Genomic DNA, 3,254 nt, shown 5'->3' on the forward strand with positions numbered 1-3,254 from the left:
CGAGCGCTTCTTGCGATTACCGAAGAACTGACGACACCTTGAAGCGACGGTCCGGGTCTTGACGCCCAGCATGTAAGCACACATAAAAAGCTGGACGGATGCATGATCGGCGGCAGACCCGATTCGCCGGTGGCGGCGGCCCGTGCGCAGACCGTCATTACGGCGCGCACGGAAACCGTTGCAGGCCTTTACGCCCGCTCTTCGCCCATTGCCTCTGCCGCGCGCCGCACCAGCGGATTGCCGCCAACGTTTACGGTTTCGCAGGTAAGCCAGCGAAACGCAACCGTAGCCAGACTGTCGCGTGAGCTATCCAGGATGACTCCATTGCCCATGTATCGATCAATGGAGGTGCCGGATGCTCAGTCATCACGAACTTGCGACACTCATTGGAGACTCCCCCTCCCTCGCCACCCGCGCGTTCACGGCGGATCGATGTGCCACAGGAATCCAGAACGGTCGGCTTACGCGGCTTATTAAGCAGCTGATTACGGACTTATTACGCAGCGCTGAATTAAGCCGGACATCGGCTGCTTTGCGGGCATTCATCGTGCCTTGCGGCGCGTGAGTCGTGATGTTTTTTTTGCCGGCCGGTCGCGACGCAATGTCATTCGGAATGCTCTTGATTCGCCGCGTGACCCGCTGCCAGTAAGGCGCTCCACGTAGCGCGAGCGGAAGCGAGCGCAGCGCTTTCATCACGGACATCGGCTTCCTGCTGACGAACTTCGGCTTGCAGAATGTGATCGTGTACGCCTGCCAGTTCGCGCTGCAGGTCATGCGCATCGTGCGCGAGGAACGACTGCTGTCGGATGACGAAAGCTATCGCACGTACAAGGGAAGAGTGCATTACCGCGTGATTCCTGGCGTGTTCTAAGCAGGAATCCAGAATGGTTGCGGCCGGCGCCTGAACGATCGCGCGCCAGCGCATTCGCTGCCAGCTGCGCCGAGCCGGCCGCAACGCCCGCAAGCCGGGTGTGTCCTACGCGCGGCTCGCGTTGCGCACCGCCTTACCGCCCGTCAAACAGACGATCAACGTGGCCACGACGAGCACGCACAACGCCAGGCGCAGGCCGAGCAAGCCCGCGCCGAGTCCGATCAGCGGCGGGCCGACCAGGAACCCGGCATAACCCGCGGTGGCCGCCATCGAGACGCCGACCGCCGGCGTGACGGTCGAGCGGCCCGCCGCGCTGAAAATGACCGGGACGATATTCGCGAGGCCGACGCCGACCATCGCGAAGCCCACGCAAGCCGTCAACACGGTCGGCACACTCAGCACCAGCGCGAGCCCGGCCGCCGCCAGAAGACCGCCGAAGCCGATCACCTTGCTCGAGCCGAAGCGGCGCACGGACACATCGCCGACGATCCGGCAAGCCGCCATCGACAATGCAAACGCGGAATAGCCGACCGCGGCGACGCTGGCTTCCTCGCTCAAGGTGGCGCGTAAATACACCGCGCTCCAGTCGGCCACCGCACCTTCCACCAGCATGCAAAGGAACGCGAGCAGAGCAAGTTTCATCACCGCGCCATTCGGCAACGCAAAGCCGCTGGAGGACGCGGCCGCGCGCGGACCGAGATCGCGCAACGCAAGCACCGCTGCGGCGGCGATGAGAACGGCGATGACCGCGTCCGGCAGCACGAGAGCGCCGATCACGCCGACACCGCCTTTCTGGAGCATCGCGCCGGTGGCCGCGCCGAGCAGGCCGCCCGCACTCCATGCCGCGTGAAACGACGACATGATCGGCGACTTCCATTGCGTTTCGATCGTGCTGGCGTGGCCGTTCATCGAGACGTCCAGCGCGCCGTTCGCCGCGCCAAGCACGAGGAGCACGATACACAGCGATACCAGATTCGGTGCGAACGCGGGAAGCGGCAGCGCCACCACGAACGTCGCGCCGAGCAGCGCGGTAGCCCGGCCGCTGCCGAAGCGCGGCGCCAACTGTCCCGCCAGCGGCATCGCCACGATGGCGCCCAGCGCAAAGGCGAACAACGCGATGCCCAACGAGGCGTCGCTGAGCGCCAGGCTTTCCTTGATGCGCGGCACTTCGACTGCCCAGGCGCCGATCCCGAATCCGTTGGCGAGGAACACGCCGAGCGTGGCCACACGTTCCCGGAGCGGTTTGGTGACCGGCTGAACAAACGGCTTGGCGAGTGATTTCATGAGCGCGCCACCATGACGTTGTCGCAGACTGTCTCGAGCAGGGCGCGCCGCTCGGCCGTCACGTCGGCTTCGACGAACAGATAGTCGACGGCGGAGGCGGGCGCCACGAAAAAGGGCGCAGCGGTCATCAGCTTTTCCGACGTCATGGCAATCGCCACCTGGCTGCTTGCCTTGACCATGGCCCGTTTGAGTTCGGCCTCTTCGGCGTCGAACGCGGCGACGCCTTCGTCCGGATCGAACGCGCATGCGCCGAGAAAGCACAGGTCGGCCTTGATCTGCTGAACCTGCAGCAAGGCGGTGGCGCCGGTCGAGCCGGCCGCGTGCCGGACGATGCGCCCGCCGATCAGGATGATGTCGAACCCCGGCCGGTTCAGGAGGATGGCGCAAGCCTCCGGCGAATTCGTCACGACGGTGAGATCCGCGTTGTCCGGGAGCGCCGCGGCGATGGCGGCGTTGGTCGAACCGGTGTCGAGCAGAACAATCTGCTTCGGCCGGACGATGGAGGCCGCGGAAGCGGCGAGACAGGCCTTGCGGTCCACCGCTTCGCGCAGGCGGATCGCCGCACTCTCGCCGGAAGGCGAGATCAGCAGCGCGCCGCCATAAACGCGCTTGCAGTGACCCTGCTCGGCCAGTTCGCGCAAGTGGCGGCGCACCGTGTGTTCGGAGGTCTGAAATTCAGCCGCGAGCTCGGACGCGAGGACGCGGCCCTGTGCCCGCAGCCGTTCCAGAATCAGCCGCTCGCGTTCCTCGGGCAGAAGGCCTTCCATTGCATCCTGTCGCGTTCGTTGCATGACTTCACCTTGCCGGATTGCAAAACAAAACGATCATAACCGAGCAAAATGTAGCGCAAACGAGCTGACAGTGCAAGGATTGGCTGAACAGCGCAAATCAAAGCTTGCGGCGCAGCTTGTCCGCATCACGTTGTTCTCCGCTCGTGCCGGACCGGACCGCCTCACACAGTCATTCGGTGGCCGCAGGGGCATTACGGCGCCATCGTGCCCGCGCTTTTCACCATGCAAGCAGTGGTGACTTTCTCGCCGTTGCTGAACGAGAACGTCAGCGGAATCGTCGTGCCGATCTTGAGCGGCTGCTTCGGGTG

General features: G+C 64.6%; 3 protein-coding genes. 1 reads left to right on the forward strand and 2 read right to left on the reverse strand.

What is annotated here, in order from left to right; all coding sequences use genetic code 11:
- The first annotated feature begins 727 nt into the window (after positions 1-727).
- The gene (locus tag QOC89_RS31390; RefSeq protein WP_323048600.1) at positions 728-871 is read left to right on the forward strand and encodes a hypothetical protein; all 144 of its coding nucleotides are present in this window, start codon (positions 728-730) and stop codon (positions 869-871) included.
- Between the two features lie 105 nt (positions 872-976).
- On the opposite strand, the gene QOC89_RS31395 is transcribed toward QOC89_RS31390, so the two are convergent.
- Together QOC89_RS31395 and QOC89_RS31400 are read right to left on the reverse strand one after the other, a co-directional pair.
- The gene (locus tag QOC89_RS31395; RefSeq protein ID WP_323048601.1) at positions 977-2,155 is read right to left on the reverse strand and encodes an MFS transporter; all 1,179 of its coding nucleotides are present in this window, start codon (positions 2,153-2,155) and stop codon (positions 977-979) included.
- A complete protein-coding gene (locus QOC89_RS31400; protein WP_323048602.1) occupies positions 2,152-2,922 on the reverse strand; it encodes a DeoR/GlpR family DNA-binding transcription regulator in 771 nt (256 codons plus the stop codon). The genes QOC89_RS31395 and QOC89_RS31400 overlap by 4 nt, the downstream gene beginning before the upstream one ends.
- Positions 2,923-3,254: the final 332 nt, after the last annotated feature.

The organism is Paraburkholderia sp. (assembly GCF_034668105.1).
Classification (GTDB): domain Bacteria; phylum Pseudomonadota; class Gammaproteobacteria; order Burkholderiales; family Burkholderiaceae; genus Paraburkholderia.